This window comes from Burkholderia sp. WSM2232, from assembly GCF_000472545.1.
In the GTDB taxonomy this organism is placed as follows: Bacteria; Pseudomonadota; Gammaproteobacteria; order Burkholderiales; family Burkholderiaceae; genus Paraburkholderia.
The window spans coordinates 86,700-102,809 of the sequence record NZ_AWZV01000003.1; the positions used below are offsets into that span (position 1 = coordinate 86,700).

The window sequence follows — 16,110 nt, forward strand, 5'->3', positions numbered from 1 at the left end:
GCGCCGCAGGATCGTAGGCGATGCGGGGCGCGAGCGGCAAGCGTGGGTCAACTGCGGGCGCGCGGGCCGCCCGGACGAGCGCCCAAGGCCACCGCGCGCGGCGAATGAAGCCATTGTTACAGAGACGCCGGGATCGTGCAGAGCAACAGCCCAACTGTAAGCAGGATGAAAAACGCATGCAGACGCAACTAACTGTCAGCCCCGCCACGCGTGCCCGAGTACGGAGCGTGATCGCTCACGCAGCGGCGCACAGTGCAACCCGTCCGCCCGCGCTCGCTGGAAGCGTCGAACGTTCAGCAGATGAAGCCGTCGATTCGATCAGATCAGTAGGTCATCCGCGCGTCACCGGCCGAAAAAATAATCGCGATGTCACATGATTCCCGTCGCATCATGTCACGCCTACGGTGGCCGTCTTCACACTTTGGCATCCGCCGCGATGACAGTCCGATGCACGAGCGCAGTGCCCGCCCGCGCACGTCTTGCACCACGCCCGTGCGCTTTAGCCGCCCCCGTCGCCTGTGAGCGAAGACACTGCCGGGCATGGCACGTGCGTGAGGTGCACCCGCTCTCGACGATATCCGGGAGCCGTAAAATGTCCTACTCTGTTTTCTTAACCCGCCTGACCGGCACGCGCCTCCCGTCCGTCATCTGTGCGGTTCGCGCATGTCGCAGCGTTTTTTCCCGGAGGCCTCGATGACAGCCGTCGATCTGGAATTCGACCAGCTCAACAGTACCGTCGACGCGCTACGGCGCTCAATTTCCAATCGCATGATGTACGGCGTCGGCAAAGATGCCGTCACTGCGCATCCGCATGACTGGCTGCATGCCGCGGCGCTTGCCGTGCGCGACCGGCTCGTCGCGCGCTGGATGAAAACCACGCGCCTGCAATACGAACAGGACGTCAAGCGCGTCTACTACCTGTCGATGGAATTCCTGATCGGCCGGACCTTCACGAATGCATTGCTCGCGCTCGGCATTCACGATCAGATGAAGGAAGCGCTGGCGAGTCTCGGCGTGGACATGGACGCGCTGATCGACATCGAGCCCGACGCCGCACTCGGCAACGGGGGCCTCGGCAGGCTGGCCGCCTGCTTTCTCGACTCGATGGCCACGCTCGGCATTCCCGGCTTCGGTTACGGTATCCGCTATGAGTACGGCATGTTCCGGCAGGAGATCGTCAACGGTGAGCAGGTCGAGGCGCCGGATTACTGGCTGCGCGCGGGCAATCCGTGGGAGTTTCCGCGGCCCGAGATCAAGTACACCGTGCATTTCGGCGGACGCACCGTGCAGCGCGGCGACCAGGTCGAATGGATCGACACCGAGCATGTGAACGCCACCGCGTACGACACGGTGATTCCCGGCTATGCGACCGACGCGACCAACACGTTGCGCCTGTGGTCCGCGCGCGCCACCGACGAACTCGACCTGGGCGCATTCAACCGCGGCGACTATCGCAACGCTGTGGACACGAAGAACATGTCCGAGAACGTGTCGCGGCTGCTGTATCCCGACGACTCCACGCCGGCCGGCCGTGAACTGCGTCTGCGCCAGGAGTACTTCTTCGTTTCGGCGACCATGCAGGATCTGATTCGCCGCTATCAGCGCACGCACAGCACGTTTGGGCGCTTCTCCGAAAAGGTCGCGGTGCATCTGAACGATACGCACCCGGTGCTGGCCATTCCCGAGCTCATGCGTTTGCTCGTGGACGTGCATCATCTGCCGTGGGACAAGGCATGGAAACACGTCACGCAGATCTTCTCGTACACGAACCACACGCTGATGCCCGAAGCGCTCGAAACGTGGGACGTGGAAATGCTGTCGCGACTGTTGCCGCGGCATCTGGAGATCATCTTCGAGATCAACGCGGGCTTTCTCAAGCATGTGAGCGAGCAGTCGGGCCACGACGGCGAGATGATCCGGCGCATTTCGCTGGTCGACGAATATGGGCAGCGGCGCGTACGCATGGCCTATCTGGCGATTGTCGCGAGCCACAAGGTGAACGGCGTGTCCAAGTTGCATTCGCAACTCATGACGCGTGACATCTTCGCGGACTTCGCGCGCATCTACCCCGACCGCTTCACCAACGTGACGAACGGCATCACGCCGCGACGCTGGCTCTCGCAGGCGAGCCCGTCGCTGTCGTCGCTAATCGATCAGCGTATCGGCACGCATTGGCGCAGCAATCTGTTCGAGCTCGAGCAGTTGCGCGAACTGCGCGGCGACAGCGATTTCGTCGAGGCATTCCGCGAAGCGAAGCGCCACAACAAGGTGCGGCTCGTGCAGCGGCTCGCGCAGCACACCAAGCTGCACTTCAGTCCCGATGCACTGTTCGACCTGCAGGTGAAGCGCATTCACGAATACAAGCGGCAGTTGCTGAACGTGCTGCATGTGATCGTGCGCTACAACCAGATTCGCGCGAACCCCGAGCGCGACTGGGTGCCGCGCGTCGTGATGTTCGCCGGCAAGGCCGCCTCCGCTTACCGGATGGCCAAGACCATCATTCGGCTGATTGGCGACGTGAGCCAGAAGGTCAACCACGACCCGCTGATCGGCGACCGTCTGAAAGTGGTGTTCGTGCCGAACTACGGCGTGAGTGTGGCGGAGTTGATCATTCCTGCTGCCGATCTGTCCGAACAGATTTCGATGGCCGGCACCGAAGCGTCCGGCACCGGCAACATGAAGCTCGCGCTCAACGGTGCGTTGACCATCGGCACGATGGACGGCGCGAACATTGAAATCTGCGACGCGGTGGGGCGCGAAAACATCTTCATCTTCGGTCACACCGCGGACGAAGTGGACAACCTGCGCGCTACCGGCTACAGGCCGCGGCAAGTGTACGAGGAGAACGCCGAACTGCGCATGGCGCTCGACCAGATTCGCGGCGGCTACTTTTCGCCGGACGATCCGCTGCGCTTCTCGGATATTTTCCACACGCTGGTGGATTGGGGCGATCACTACATGGTGCTCGCCGATTTCGCCGCGTTTGCGAAGGCGCAGAACGAAGTGGACGCACGCTTCCTCGACAAGCGCGCATGGGCCGAAAGCGCGATTGAGAATGTGGCGGGCATGGGGCAGTTCTCTTCTGACCGAACCATTGCCGACTATGCCCGCGAGATCTGGCGCGTGAATCCGCTCAGCGTGAGTTGAGCGTTTGGGTGATTTGCCTCGGCGCGTGACATCGTGTGATCGTCGCGCGCAAATCGCGGAAAGAGGCCGTGCGTCTTATCGTGCGACGCACGGCCTTTTCATTTAATGCGTGCGCTCAAGGCGATAGTTTCTCGATAGGCTGGCTCGCACGCAGGCCCAACTGCGCGCGCGGAAAGTCGAACAGCACGTCGATATTCTGCATGCCCATCAGACCGACCACGATGCGGTTCGCGCCCGGCCTGGCCTTGACGATCGTCACCTGCGCGTCGTCGTAGCGGTGCACCCAGTTGCCCGAGCCGATGGCCGCGTTGTAGTTGCCTTGCACCAGGACCTTGCCGACGCCGTCGTCGCCGGTCCAGTTCGGCGCGGTGTCGATCTCTACGCGGATCATGCCGGTGGTCGCGGTCGCAAACACGAGCGGCGCGCAGAACGTCATCTTGTCGCCCACGTTGATACAGCCGCGCGGCCATTGCACCGTGCCGTCCTGCGCAACGGTCATCGGCACCATCGTGTAGTCCTTCGTGATGGCGCCCGAGGGGCTCAGCAGCAGATAGGGCCGGTCGAAGTTTGCGTGCACCGCGTAGCGTTCGCCAATATGGCCGGCGAGTGCGCGCAGCGGCTGCGTGCAGCAGGTGTCGTCCGGTTGCGCGGCGCCCACGCCGAAGAGCCCCGAGAACGCCCAGCCGAATTCGCCGGTGTAGCCGTCCATCGCGACGCAACGCTTCGACGTGGGTTGGCAACTGACGGTGTCCACCGTTTGTGCGTCGATGGTCACGGGTTTCGATCCGGCGACGGTCATCGGCAATTTGACGGAGGCGCCGGAAACCTGCGCGCCGTTTGCGAGCAGCAGCGTGCTCGACGGTGCCGCACTTGCATAGCCCGAACCCGGCAACACCGACTTCAGCACGCGCACGCCTTGCGTGCCGGTATCGAGCACCAGGTAGACCGGCTTGCCGTCGAGAACAACCGGCAGGCCGAGACGCGCATGGTCTTCATCGGCACGTTCGACGTGCAGCGGGATCGCCACGCCGTCCTTGCCGCCGTTGATCAGCGAAACGCTGGGTGCCGGCGGCGTGGGCGCGGGGAACGTGACCGCACAGCCGCTCAGCGTGGCGAGTGTGCCGAGCGTGGGGATCGCGACGAGCGCGGCGGCGGCGAGACGACGCCAAAGATGACACCAACGACGACGCAGATGCCGGCGGACGGCATAACCAGTGACAGAAAGCAGGGGCATGAGGCACGCTCGCAAAAATGCCGTCCCTTGCGAAGGCGATGCATTGGGCTGCGATGCCGGAGATGCGACGCATCGCGAGGCCTGCGAAAGGGAACGCGCGATAACAGGAGCGGCGACTCTAACCGCGCGCGAGGTCGCACTTGCAAAGATGTGTGAAGGGCTGAGCCGCGCAGTGGCGGCGTGGAAATTCTGCGTGGGCGATGTGGGGCACACGCACGCGCGTTGGGCGGTTACGGAAGCCCGCGGGCGCGGGCTCCGCTTCGCTTACCTGAACTTACTGCGCAGGTGATGTTGCTGCGGCCTTGGCTTCGTTCACGGCCGCGCCGACACGCTCGACGAATTCACGGTCGACGCTCGAGAGCGCCTCGCGTTCCCCGCTGGCGGTTTGCACCATCAGACGGTGCGTGATGTCCTGCGTGGCCCACGTGAGCCAGCCGACGACCACGAGCATCACGCCGCACACGAGACCCGCAGGAGCACTGAGCACGCCGCCGACAATCGCGCCGACAAGGCCCACCAGCGAGATCGTGATTGGCAATATCTTGTTCTTCTGCACCGTGACGACCTGAACGCCGGCGATGTCGCGCAGCGGAAAGACCTGGCCGGCGGATGAAAGCGCATTGCGGGTGACCGACACGCCGCGATCGTTGAAAGGGGTTTCCATCGAGTCGAAAGCAAAGCTGTTGCAAAGGGCGCAGCGTAGCAGAGTTTGAGGAGACTGGCGCCAATGTTAGGGTGAATGCCGTCCTTGCAGTTTGCGCTGCCTCAGACAAGACGAGTCACTGCATTCACCCCGGGAAGCACGGTCGTTCATATTCCCTGCGCCGCCGGTCACTTTGGATGACGTGTCTTATCCTCCTGCCCGGAATAGACTCGACCCGCACGGCGAGCCTGCAAATGCCGTTCACTTACCTTGTCAACCTTGCTTTTCGAGTTTCACGATAGTGAGCGTCCCATCGACGTTTTCAACACGCACCCTGACCTTGTCGCCCTGATGAATCTGTTTGACCATCGCGGCATTCTTCGCCTTGAATGCCATGGTCATGGGCGGCATGCCAACGTTCTCCAGCGCGCCGTGCTTGAGCGTAACCATGCCGGTCTCTGTGTCCACCTTTCTGACTTCTGCATCGGTGAGCGCCGCGCTCGACGAGGTCTTCGACGCCGACGGCTTCATGGACATGTCCATGCCGGCCATGTCGTCGCCAGCGAACGCGGGTGCGGCAACGATAGCGCCGAGAGCAACAGCCGCAACAATCAGCTTCTTCATTGAATTTCTCCAGTTTGAGTAGATGGCACATGCATGCCGGAAGGTACTGCGTGGTGCAATTGCGCAGGGTCAAGTCTTCTCGCTCGGCGGCGCTGAAGCACGAACCAGGCTGCGGGGATAACGAACATTGAGAGAAGGGGCGCGGTCACCATGCCGCCGACCATGGGCGCGGCAATGCGCTGCATGACTTCCGAGCCCGCTCCGTGACCCACCATGATGGGAATCAGACCGGCGAGTACGACGGCCACAGTCATCGCCTTCGGCCTCACGCGCAACACGGCGCCTTCGCGAATCGCATCGAACAGAAGTGCCTCGGTCAGCGGCTCGCCGGCTCTGAGCCTGCGATTCAGCGCTTCCTTCAAGTACAGCAGCATCACCACGCCGAACTCCGCCGCCACTCCGGCGAGTGCAATGAATCCGACTGCCGTTGCGACCGACACCGCATGGCCAAGCATCCAGATGAGCCAGAAGCCGCCGACCAGGGCGAATGGCACCGTGGACATCAGCAGCAGCGCATCAGCCGCCGAGTTGAACGTGAGGAACAGCAGCACGAAGATGACGACGAGCGTCACCGGAATGACCGTGCGCAACTTCGCCGCCGCGCGCTCCAGGTACTCGAATTGCCCCGACCACGCAATCGAATAACCCGGCGGCAATACGACCTTTTGCGCAACTGCACGCTGCATCGCCTGCACGGCGGACTGCAGGTCCGTATTGCGGATATCGACGTAGACGTAGCCTGAGAGCCGGGCGTTTTCGCTGCGAATCATCGGTGGACCATCGGCAATCGCGATGTGGGCGACGTCGCCAAGCTGTATCTGCGCGCCGCGCCCGGTCACGACGGGCAACTGACGCAGCTTGTCGAGCGAATCGCGAATTTCGCGCGGATACCGGATGTTGATAGGGAACCGCTCACGGCCAGCAATCACCTCGCCGACGTTGTCACCGCCCACGGCGGAGGACACGACTGCCTGGATATCTGCGACCGCAAGGCCGTAACGTGCTGCCGCCAGCCGGTCGATGTCGACATCGATATATCGACCGCCATTCAGCCGCTCGGCCAGTGCGGATGTCACACCGGGCACGTCCTTGACCGCCGCCTCGACCTGCGCCGCGACTCTGTCGATTTGGGAGAGCTCGCCGCCGGAAATCTTGACGCCGACCGGCGTCTTGATCCCTGTCGACAGCATGTCGAGGCGATTGCGGATAGGCGGCACCCAGACGTTCGACAGCCCCGGCACCTTGACCGTGCGGTCCAGTTCGTCGATGAGCTTCTCCGGCGTCATGCCGGGCCGCCACTGGCTGCGCGGCTTGAACTGGATCGTGGTCTCGAACATCTCCAGCGGCGCGGGGTCAGTGGCCGTGTCGGCCCGGCCCGATTTGCCGAAGACGGTCTCCACCTCGGGAACCGTCTTGATGAGCCGGTCGGTCTGCTGCAGCAGTTCGCCGGCCTTCGCGGCCGAAATGCCGGGCAGCGCGGTCGGCATGTACAGCAGGTCACCCTCGTCGAGCGGTGGCATGAACTCGCCACCCAGGCGGGACAGCGGAATGGCCGACGCGGCCAGCGCGAGCACCGCGAGGCCAATGGCAAGCCACGGTCGACGCAGCGTCGCTTCGAGCAACGGCCGGTATAGCCGTATCAAGCCGCGGTTGATGGGGTTGGCGTCCTCATGCGGAATGCGGCCTCGAATCAGATAACCCATCAGCACAGGCACCAGCGTCACCGATAATCCGGCCGCGGCGGCAATCGTGTAGGTCTTGGTGAAGGCGAGCGGGGAGAACAGTTTCCCCTCCTGCCCCTCGAGCGAGAACACCGGAATGAACGACAGCGTGATGATGAGCAGCGAGAAGAACAGCGCCGGTCCCACCTCGGCTGCCGATGTGGCGATAAGCTCCCAACGCTGGGCCGTGGTGATCGGCGTGCCCGGGTGGTCATGGTCGTACGCTTCGAGATGCTTGTGCGCGTTCTCGATCATCACGATGGCCGCGTCGATCATCGCCCCGATGGCAATCGCGATGCCGCCCAGTGACATCAGGTTCGCGTTCACTCCCTGATAGCGCATGACGATGAACGCAGCCAGCACACCGAGTGGCAACGACAGAATGGCCACGAACGCACTGCGCAGATGGAACAGGAACACCGCACAAACGAGCCCGACAATGATGAATTCTTCGACGAGCTTGTCTTTCAGGTTGTCCACCGCGCGCTCGATGAGTTGCGAGCGGTCGTAGGTTGTCACCACTTCGACGCCGGCCGGCAGCGAACGCTTCAGGCTGGCGAGTTTCGCCTTGACCGCGTCAATGGTCGTCAACGCATTCTTGCCGGAACGCATGACGATGACACCGCCAGCCACTTCACCCTGGCCGTTCAGCTCGGCGACGCCGCGGCGCGTCTCCGGTCCGATCTGAACGCGTGCAACATCGCCGAGCAGCACCGGTGTGCCCGCCTCGTTCGTACGCAGCACGACGTTGCGGAAGTCGTCGAGCGAGCGCAGGTATCCGGAAGAGCGCACCATGTATTCGGACTCGGCCATCTCCACCACCGAACCGCCCGACGCCTGGTTAGCCTTGCCGAGCGCATCGGCGACCATCGCCTGGGTGATGCCGTAGGCGCGCAGTTTATCCGGGTCGAGCACGACCTGATACTGACGCACCATGCCACCGATGGACGCAACTTCGGAAACGTCCGGCACGGACTTCAACTCGAACTTGAGGAACCAGTCGTTCAGTGCGCGCAGTTGTCCGAGGTCATGCTGTCCGGTCCTGTCGACCAACGCATATTCGTAAACCCAGCCCACACCGGTTGCATCGGGTCCGAGCGATACCGTGGCACCCGGCGGCAGACGGCTCTGCACCTGGTTCAGATATTCGAGCACGCGTGAACGCGCCCAGTACGCGTCGGTCTTGTCGTCGAACAGCACGTAGACGAACGCGTCGCCGAACGACGAATACGCCCGGATGGTCTTAGCCCCAGGCACGCCGAGCAGGGTGGTGGTGAGCGGATACGTGACCTGGTCTTCGATCACCTGCGGCGCCTTGCCCGGATACGACGCCTTGATGATGACCTGCGTATCGGACAAATCGGGCAACGCATCGAGCGGTGTCTGCGCGACCGAATAGACACCCCACGCCGTGACGAGCACGGTCGCCAGTAGCACCAGAAACCGGTGATGGATGGACCACCTTATAAGCCGTGCAATCATTTGTCGCCTCCGGCCGGTTCGACTTTCGTCAACTGGTAGCCGTCGTCGGTTTGCCGGAAGGCAAAATGCACGGTCTCGCCAGGCTTTACGTCGGGAAATGCTGTAGGCGAAGGTTTGCCGAACGACATCGTCATCGCGCCCCAGCCGAGGGCCGGAACGGGTTGATGAGAGAAGGTAATGTCGCCGGCCGTGACGTTCTCGACCTTGCCAGTCGTCTCGTAGGTTTGAGACGCAGCCGAAGACGATGCTGATGCGGTTGCCGGTGCAGATGCTGCTGCACCGGGAACAGCGCCGTTGCTGCCTTCAAGCCATGGCAGAACAGATTTCAGGCTGGCTTCCGAGTCGATCAGGAACTGGCCAGACGCGACGACCTGCTGGCCTTCTGTGAGGCCGCTGCTCACCTCGGTATCGTCGCCGGCATCGTTGCCGACTGTGACCTGAACGGGCTGCAGCCTGCCGTCGGCATTCCTGACGATGACGAGTGACCGCTTGCCAGTCGTGATAACGGCCTCGGAAGGAACCAGCAACCGCGATATTTTTTTCGCGGCGCCGATGCGCGCCCGCATCAGCATGCCCGGCGTCAAGCGCAAGTCTGCGTTGTCGATGTCGAGGCGCGCCTGCAGCGTACGACTGCTCGCGCTGATGCCCGGCAGGATCTCCCGGATGTGCCCCGTGAAATGCTGCGACGGGTCTCCCGCAAACACGGCGTCCACAATCATGCCCGGACGCACCTGGAGGGCCAGCGCTTCGGGCACCTCGACCAGGAGCCAGAGCTTGTCGAGGCCGGAAACCTTCGCCAGCGTCTGACCGGGCGACACCATCGCACCATCGCGGACGTTGAGTTCGGTCAGCACGCCGGTTCGCGGCGCAAACAGTGTGACGTGGGTCTGCGCCTTGCCTGTGCGCTCGAGGCTGGCAATCAGCCCGTCCGGAATCGACATCGCTTGCATCCGCGCGCGCGAGGCCGCCAGCATGTCGTTATCCATGCCAGCCCGCTTTAACGCGAGATACTCTTCCTGCGGCGCAAGCCAGTCCGGAACGAACAGCGATGCAATGGGAGCGCCTTTCGCGACACGTTGCATCGGCGCACTGGCGTACAGGTGGTCAATGTAGCCGGTGACCCGCGACTGCACGACGTCGGCTTTCGACTCGTCGAACTGCGTTGTCGCTACCGCGTCGAAGCCCTCTGTCGTGTCCTGCCTGCGTACGGTTGCATAGCGGATACCGAGGTTCTGCTGCAACCCCGGGTCGATCCTGATGCCGTTTGAACCGCCTTCATCGGCGTAGACCGGCTCGAGCTGCATGTCCATGAAAGGCGACTTGCCCGGCTTGTCGAAATGCTGGTTCGGTACCATCGGGTCGTGCCAGTACAGCACCTTGCGACCGCTCCCGGAGGCGGTTTTGTCGCCGGTGGCGGCTGTCGTGGCGTCTGTCGTGGCGGTGGCGGTCGGGACGCTCGCCGGAGCATGCCTGTTACCTGCAACGTAACCCGCACCGAGCAATGCCGCGGCCGCCAAAACCATAAGGGCCGCGCGTGCCAGTTGTTTCTTCTGCATGGTGTTCTCCTTCACTGACTGACGGGCGTCGAGGCGGACATCGCGGCGGGCACGACCTGATATTCGAGTTGGGCCCAGGTTTGCGATACGTCGCGCTGCAGGTCGAGCACCTGAAGCCGGGCGTCGAGTTGCGCACGTCGGGCCGCGAAGGTGTCCGCGAGCGAACCGGTGCCTGCGCTGTACGCCGCCGCAGCGAGCTGGACGCGCTGGTCCGCTGCGGGCAGAAGAGAACGAGTGAGATTGGCGATACGCTCGCGACCGCTCGCGAGGAGGGCTGACTGCGTACGGATGTCGGCTTCCACCTGGCGCTGCGCGTCCTCATACATCAGCCGTGCCTTGGTGCCGAGCTCCGCTTTCTCCGCCGCGTCCCGGTCCTGGCGATTCTTGCGGTTGACAGGCAATGGGATGCTGACGCCAACCGACACCATGTTGGAATACTGCCCGCCGCGCTGCTGGTAAGCGACTCCCCACGTCCAGTTCGGACTGCGGTCACTGTTGGCGACGGCGGTGTCCGCATCGGCGACTTCGATCTCGCGGGAGGCAGCCACCAGCACCGGCTGCACCTGACGAAGCTCGTCGACGGGCAGCGACGATACATACGACTGCGGCGCAGGAGCTTCGCCTGTCACATCCGGGACGGGCGCAGCCGTCCAGCGCGACAGACTGATGAGCGCTGTCTTAAATGTCTGCTGCGCCTTGAGCAACTGGTCCTGCGTTTGTGCCAGCATGGCCTGAGCTTGCGTCACGTCGGCGGCAGTCGCTTTGGCGCCACGATAGGAGGCTTTCGTTGCCTCCAGTTCGTGGGCCATCTGGCTCACCAGTCCCTGCTGCAGCGAGACCGCTTTCTTCGCATAGACCGCGTTCAGCCATGCCGTAGCCGTTTGCTGACGCGTATTCGCAAGCTGGGCAAGAAAGCCGGCGCGCTCCCGGTCCACCATATTGTTTGCCAACGCGGAGCGCAGCCGTCGCTTGTCGCCGGACACCCATTCCTGTTCGACGCCGATACGGCGCATGGTCATGAAGTCCTGGCCGATGGTGAACCGTTGTTCCCCGCTTACCGGCAGGTTGTCGACGCCGGCCTTCAGCACCGGGTCGGGCAGCTGAGCGGCCCGGACAGCAGCTTGCGAACTGGCGCGCACCGATGCCTGGGCCGCGCCCATCGCGGCCGAGCGGTCGGTTGCAGCCTGAAGTGCCGCATCGAGCGTGATGGGCGCTTCCTGAGCGTGCGTCGTGACGCTCGTGGCGCTCATGACGCTCGCGAGAATCAGCGCGGCGAACAATGAGTGCGCGCGCAGTGGTGCACGCCGGCATGACGGCGTGCCAATAGTGAAAGGCATGTTCTAACCCCAACGGCGGACTCCCATAGGGAATCCACGTCCTGGATGCAGGACGACCTCACCGCAAACGCGGTGAACCTGTCAGATAGGGATCAGTTGACGCGAGGAGGTCGCCAGGGACCGGCCGGTTCACGGACGGACAGCGAGTCGACGTAATGAAAAACAACCGGGCGGGACAGTCCGGCAGGACGGGCCACTTCTGGAGTGGAGACCGGGTGATACAGGCTGCCGAGTTGGCATTGTGCCGTCGCTTTGCAGAATGAGCCTTTTGCTTTCTCTGGTTGTGAAGAATTCATGGTCTCACAACCCGGCATGTCCGAAGACATTCCACCGCCGTCGCTTGTAGTTACGCTCGTCTGCATCGGACATTCTCCAGTCAAGCCGCTCGCCGCCAGCCCACTGAGGGGCAGCGCAGCGCACAGCAACAAGAGGAGCAAGGTCCGGAGGAGGTTCATGAGAGGGATTATAGCGGCGCCAGTTTTTGCGTGCGTCCGTGCGTGCAATGTCTTGGGTCAGTTACCTGAGCAAATTGCGCGCGCCGGGCGTGCTGCCTGTGCTTCTGCAATAGCGATGACAGTTCGCCGCCGCGATACATTCTGATACTTCGCCGACACACGCGGGATACATGGCGCGCTTTTAATCACAGCACGGCATGGACGCGAGCGTTTCCTCGCTCGCATGATCGAACATCAAAGATGTTTCTTCACCGTCCAGCCTACACCCACAGATCAATTCCAGACATCAGGAAGCGCGCAAATGACTCGCGACAAAGTGTGGTTTATCACCGGCTGTTCCGCAGGGTTGGGGCGCACGCTAGCCGAAGCAGTGCTCGCGAGCGGTCAACGGCTCACCGCTACTGCGAGGGACACGAAACGCCTGCAGGGTTTAGTCGACACCTACGGCGAGCGCGTACGCGTACTGGCACTGGACGTGACAGACCCGGTCGCCGCGCGCGACGCGGTCAGTCTCGCGGTCGAGCAGTTCGGCCGTCTGGACGTGCTGGTGAACAACGCGGGTTACGCCGACCTGGCATCCATCGAAGACGTGACCGACCACGCGTTGCGCGAACAGATGGACGTCAACTTCTTTGGTGTTTGCAATCTCAGCCGCGCGGCGTTGCCCGTGATGCGCAAGCAGCGCGCCGGTCACATCATGCAGATTTCGTCCGTCGGCGGACGAGTCGGCGGGCCGGGGCTCGCAGCCTATCAGGCGGCAAAGTGGGCTGTAGGCGGTTTTTCCGAAGTGCTTGCCAAAGAGGTACGCGACTTCGGCATCAAGGTTACCGTGGTCGAGCCGGGATCCATGCGAACGAACTGGGCTGGTTCCTCGATGACCATTCCGGAGATCAGCGAAGCCTACAAAGCAGTCATCGGTCCGGTGGCGGAACGCCTGCGCCGCAGTGACGGCAATCAGCCGGGCGACCCCGCGCGGGTTGCCCAGGTGATCCTGGACATTGCCGAAGTGCCGGCGCCGCCGTTGCGCCTGCTGGTCGGCAGCGACGCGGTAGCGGTGGCCGCCAACGCCGCCAGGTTCCGCGCCGAGGAGGACGCCCAATGGCGCGAGGTCAGCGAATCCGTTGCGTTCCCAAGCACTGACACCCCGCACGCCGCGCAAGACCCGCACGCCCGCGGCGCGGGTTGAGGCAGCCGCTATCCGCGGGACTCCTTAACGTTGTGATTCATCCCTGATCCCTATTTGGCCATGCGCCCATTCAGCGCCTTCTTTGTGCTCATCGGCACCTTGCTCACGGCGAGTGGGTACGGGGCGACGTTTTTTCTGTCGATGCATTTCCGCTCTCTCGGCGGCAACGACCTGGATACCGGACTCGCGCTTGCCGAAGCCACGGTCGGCACGCTGGTGGGTGCGCTTGTGGTGGGCCGGTTTGCGCGGCGTATCGGCAGTGCCCGGACCACCGCGCTCGCGTCGCTGTGCATCGGCCTGGGTGTGATCGGTTTTGCCGCGTTCGACCGGATGAGCGCAATGGGTGTTGTCCCCGGCTTCCTCGTAGGGTTCGGCTGGGGAGGTTTTTGCCTCGCCGCGCCCATGTCGCTGACGGAGCGCACGAACGACGCCGATCGGGGTTCCTGGTTCATGCGCTTCGGCACGATCCAGATGGCGGGTATTGGCGGCTGCCCCGCCGTGGCCGCCATTGCGGTCCGTTCCTGGCACTGGCCGCTTACCAGCGTGTTCTATGTGGTGGGCGGACTATGCGCGGTCGCGGCGCTCATGCTCGAAGCGTTCGGACGCGTATCGCCGCACCGGCAGGAGGCGCCCGTGCAACGAGGCTGGCTACGCGAGTCAGGCGCTGTCTGGCGCACGCGCGCCGCTTATCCGATCGTGATGATTTCGCTGTGCGCGTGCGTGTTTTCAGGGTCGATGACGTTCCAGATGTCCATCATTCGCGGCACTCATGCGCAAGCCGGCACGTTCTTCAGCCTCTACGCCGTGACTGTGGTGCTTGCCCGAGGGCTGCTCACGCGCATCGTGGTCAGGCTGTATCACGGTGTCGCTACCAAGCTGCTGCTGGCAATCATGGTGCTCGGCACGGCAGCCATGTTCGTCGTGCCGTACCAGCCGGCTTTTCATTCGATAAGCGCAGTACTACTCGGCATCGGCTACGGGCTGGTGTATCCAACCATTCAGGCGCAGGCCGTGAACGATTGCTCGGCCATGCACCGCCAGCCGGCGCTCACGTGGTTCGTGGTGGCCTACTTCATCGGAACGTTCGGTTTTCCGGCGGTGGCAAGCTGGGTGCTGGTTCATATGGGCACGCCCGCCTTGATCGCGCTGATGGCGGCCTGCGGTGTGGGCGCGCTTCTGGTCGCGGTCATGCGGGACAGGCGCGCTGTTGCGCCGTTCTCCGCTGCATGACGGCGCCCGGCTTTTTTATCGTGTGGCCAGAAGCAACGCGCTGAGGAACCGTTCGTCCGACAGGTAGCCCACATTGAAGCGGCAATACGGCGACACTTTGTCCGATGTCGGCGAAAACACGGCGCCCGGCGCCAGAATCACGCCGTGGTTCAGCATTGCTTTGGCGAGCTTCATCGAATCAGGCCAGCCGGGCAGAGAAGCCCACAAGTACATGCTCTGATCGCTCTCTTTGAAGATGCTCGCGCCCACCTTTTTCAGCACGTTTTTCCCAGCTGTGGTGGCACGCCGCAACTTTTCCTGTAGCTGGTTGGTATGCCGCATGAAATGGCCGTCGCTCACAATGGCGGCAAGCGTTCTTTCGCTATATTCAGAACTGCTTACGTGAATCAGCATTTTGACGTCGGCGAGGTCGCTTGCGAGCGCTGCGTTGCATGCAAGAAAGCCCACGCGTAATGCGGCGGATACAGACTTGGAGAAGCTGCCTATATAGATCGTGCGGCGCAACTGGTCCAGCGTGGCGATGCGCGTGAGCGAGCGCGGTCTCAGATCGGCAAATGCATCGTTCTCCACGATCACTGTGTCGTGGTGCTCCGCGAGTTGCAAAATACGGTAGGCCTTCGCCGCGCTCGTATCCGTACCCGTGGGGTTATGTCCTACCGATTGAGTGAAAAAGAGCTTCGGCCGGTGCTCGACCATGCAGCGCTCCAGTTCCGCGAGATTGGGGCCGTCCACTTCGCGCGGCACGCCAATGATATTGGCACCGCTAAGCTTCAGTTTGCCGAACAGCGGATAGTAGCCGGGATCGTCGACGAGCACCGCGTCTCCAGGCCGCACGAAATAGCGCAGCACCAGGTCCATTGCCTGATTGGCGCCGTGCGTAAGCACGATCTGCGAGGGCGGGGCGTCGATTTCGTAACCGGACAACTTTTGTTGCAGCGACTGGCGTAGCGGCAGATAGCCGTAGCGGCTCCCGTATCTGAAGAGCGACGCGACACCGGTGCGCACCACCCGCTGATGGTACTGGTCAAGCCGTGTGCCTTCGAGCCAGTCGATTGGCGGGAAACCGTCGCCGAGATTCAGGACCCCAGGCTTTACCTGTAGTTGTTCGCGCATTAGCCAGACGGTGTCCATCGCCCGGTCCAGTACGCGCGCATCTTCGGGCTCCGCAGCGGACTTCGCCTGGCGCGCGACATAAAAACCGGAGCCCCGGCGCGGTTCGATCAGGCCGTTTGCAGTCAGCGTTTCAAAAGCACTGATCACGGTGTTTTTCGAGCAACCGGACGCCTCGGCATATTCCCTAATAGAGGGCAGCTTGGTTCCTGCTGGAAAAATGCCTTCTTCGATCTGTCTGGCAAGCGTGTCCGCCATGGAGCTAGACAGGCTGACGGTTTTTTGCAGGTTCATTGTCGCGGCTCCGCAAATCACAAAAGCGTTATGGGTACAGTTATTCAACTGTTACGTCCAACTGTACCTTTAAAATGGGTACGGTATGCCT

11 protein-coding genes are annotated in these 16,110 nt (G+C 62.7%); 3 read left to right on the forward strand and 8 right to left on the reverse strand.

Annotation, left to right across the window (positions count from 1 at the left end; all coding sequences use genetic code 11):
- Positions 1-693: 693 nt before the first annotated feature.
- Positions 694-3,147, forward strand: coding sequence for a glycogen/starch/alpha-glucan phosphorylase (locus F757_RS0100400; RefSeq protein WP_027209627.1), 2,454 nt, complete (start codon positions 694-696; stop codon positions 3,145-3,147).
- A 115-nt stretch (positions 3,148-3,262) separates the two neighbouring features.
- On the opposite strand, the gene F757_RS0100405 is transcribed toward F757_RS0100400, so the two are convergent.
- The 7 genes from F757_RS0100405 to F757_RS36380 all read right to left on the reverse strand — a co-directional run bounded on the left by F757_RS0100405 (position 3,263) and on the right by F757_RS36380 (position 12,199).
- Entirely contained in the window at positions 3,263-4,381 is a 1,119-nt protein-coding gene (locus tag F757_RS0100405) for a hypothetical protein (protein WP_027209628.1), read from the reverse strand.
- Between the two features lie 274 nt (positions 4,382-4,655).
- A complete protein-coding gene (locus F757_RS0100410) occupies positions 4,656-5,045 on the reverse strand; it encodes a DUF6232 family protein (RefSeq protein ID WP_013341719.1) in 390 nt (129 codons plus the stop codon).
- A gap of 252 nt (positions 5,046-5,297) precedes the next feature.
- The gene (locus F757_RS0100415; RefSeq protein WP_027209629.1) at positions 5,298-5,648 is read right to left on the reverse strand and encodes a copper-binding protein; all 351 of its coding nucleotides are present in this window, start codon (positions 5,646-5,648) and stop codon (positions 5,298-5,300) included.
- On the reverse strand, positions 5,645-8,851 hold the full coding sequence (locus F757_RS0100420) for an efflux RND transporter permease subunit (protein WP_027209630.1): 3,207 nt from the start codon (positions 8,849-8,851) through the stop codon (positions 5,645-5,647). Before F757_RS0100420 ends, F757_RS0100415 begins: the two co-directional genes overlap by 4 nt.
- On the reverse strand, positions 8,848-10,407 hold the full coding sequence (locus tag F757_RS0100425) for an efflux RND transporter periplasmic adaptor subunit (RefSeq protein WP_027209631.1): 1,560 nt from the start codon (positions 10,405-10,407) through the stop codon (positions 8,848-8,850). The genes F757_RS0100420 and F757_RS0100425 overlap by 4 nt, the downstream gene beginning before the upstream one ends.
- An 11-nt stretch (positions 10,408-10,418) precedes the next feature.
- On the reverse strand, positions 10,419-11,744 hold the full coding sequence (locus F757_RS0100430) for a TolC family protein (RefSeq protein ID WP_027209632.1): 1,326 nt from the start codon (positions 11,742-11,744) through the stop codon (positions 10,419-10,421).
- A 92-nt stretch (positions 11,745-11,836) separates the two neighbouring features.
- Positions 11,837-12,199: a hypothetical protein gene (locus F757_RS36380; protein WP_084530682.1), complete on the reverse strand. Its 363-nt coding sequence runs from the start codon at positions 12,197-12,199 to the stop codon at positions 11,837-11,839.
- Positions 12,200-12,500: 301 nt separating this feature from the next.
- On the opposite strand from F757_RS36380, the gene F757_RS0100435 reads away from it, so the two are divergent.
- Together F757_RS0100435 and F757_RS0100440 are read left to right on the forward strand one after the other, a co-directional pair.
- Positions 12,501-13,385, forward strand: coding sequence for an oxidoreductase (locus F757_RS0100435; protein WP_027209633.1), 885 nt, complete (start codon positions 12,501-12,503; stop codon positions 13,383-13,385).
- Between the two features lie 60 nt (positions 13,386-13,445).
- Positions 13,446-14,615: an MFS transporter gene (locus F757_RS0100440; protein ID WP_027209634.1), complete on the forward strand. Its 1,170-nt coding sequence runs from the start codon at positions 13,446-13,448 to the stop codon at positions 14,613-14,615.
- Between the two features lie 15 nt (positions 14,616-14,630).
- On the opposite strand, the gene F757_RS0100445 is transcribed toward F757_RS0100440, so the two are convergent.
- Positions 14,631-16,019 (reverse strand): aminotransferase-like domain-containing protein, encoded by a 1,389-nt coding sequence (locus F757_RS0100445; protein ID WP_027209635.1) that lies wholly within the window; start codon positions 16,017-16,019, stop codon positions 14,631-14,633.
- Positions 16,020-16,110: the final 91 nt, after the last annotated feature.